Raw genomic sequence first — 393 nt, 5'->3', positions numbered from 1 at the left:
TGGTGATGGTGGTGTGAGGAGACGGTGACCTGGGTCCCCTGGCCCCAGTATTCATACTGGCTCACATAGTCAGCATATTGATACCTTCGGGCTGCACAATAATAAACGGCCGTGTCCTCAGGTTTCAGATTGTTCATTTGCAGATATAGCGTGTTCTTGGCGTTGTCTCTGGAGATGGTGAATCGGCCCTTCACGGAGTCTGCATAGTATGTGCTGTCACCATTCCAGCTAATAGTCGAGACAAACTCACGCTCCTTCCCCGGAGCCAGGCGGAACCACCCCATTCGATGGCCACCGAAATTACCTCCAGAGGCTACACAGAGGAGTCTCAGTGAGTCGCCAGCCTGTACCAATCCTCCCCCAGACTCCTGCAGCTGCACCTGGGCCATGGCC

Annotated in this window: 1 protein-coding gene; it reads right to left on the bottom strand. The window is 54.7% G+C overall.

Features of this window, described 5'->3' with window-relative positions:
* A partial coding sequence (locus OO258_RS27830) for a hypothetical protein (RefSeq protein WP_416309234.1) occupies positions 1–389 on the bottom strand: 389 nt, incomplete at its 3' end.
* Positions 390–393 lie beyond the last annotated feature (4 nt).

Source organism: Pseudomonas sp. DCB_BI, assembly GCF_026240995.1.
In the GTDB taxonomy this organism is placed as follows: domain Bacteria; phylum Pseudomonadota; class Gammaproteobacteria; order Pseudomonadales; family Pseudomonadaceae; genus Aquipseudomonas.
The sequence above is the reverse complement of the archived record's forward strand: the minus strand, read 5'-3'. Positions and strand labels throughout refer to the sequence as shown.